Genomic DNA, 728 nt, shown 5'->3' on the forward strand with positions numbered 1-728 from the left:
GGCGCCGGCGGATTGCGCAGCCACTGCTGCCAGTACGCGGTGGCAAGGCGCGAGAAGGTGACGCCTTCCTGCGCCAGCTGGCGGCTGGTGGTTTCCAGGTCCCAGGGCTGGGCGCCGCGCATTTCGACTTGCCCGCCCTGGATCAGCGCCGGCAGCATTTCGTGCAGCGCCACGTCGAAGTTGATGGTGGACGATTGCAGTTGCTTGTCTTGCGCGCTGATGCCGTAGGTGTGGATGAAGTCGTCCAGGTGCAGGCTCAGGGCGCGCTGGCTGATGGCTACGCCCTTGGGACGGCCGGTGGAGCCGGAGGTGTAGATGACGTAGGCCAGCTGGTCGGCCAACACAGGCATGTGGAAGGGTTGCGTCGATACGCCATCGAGCTGATCGAGCCGGATCACCTGGCGTCCGGCCAGGACGTCGGCCAATCGGGTGGCGGTGTCGGCATCGGCCAGCACGGTGCGTACGCCGGCGTCTTCCAGCATCAGCGCCAGGCGGTCGGCGGGATAGTCGGGGTCCAGCGGCAGGAAGGCGCCGCCGGATTTGAAGATGCCCAGCAAGCCGGCAACCATGGCGACCGAACGCGTGACGCACAGGCCGACCCGTTCTTCGGCCTGGACGCCGGTTTCATGCAAGCGCCGGCCGATCTGGCTGGCCCATTGTTCGAGCTGGCCGTAGCTGAGCCGCCGGCCTTCGCAATGCAGGGCCGGCGCTTGCGGTTGCGCCAGGGC

1 protein-coding gene is annotated in these 728 nt (G+C 67.7%); it reads right to left on the minus strand.

Features of this window, described 5'->3' with window-relative positions:
* The coding region (locus AKL25_RS23575; protein WP_157050750.1) for an AMP-binding protein at nucleotides 1-728 on the minus strand (728 nt) is incomplete at both ends.

It is taken from the genome of Herbaspirillum rhizosphaerae (assembly GCF_001189965.1).
GTDB lineage: Bacteria > Pseudomonadota > Gammaproteobacteria > Burkholderiales > Burkholderiaceae_D > Herbaspirillum > Herbaspirillum rhizosphaerae.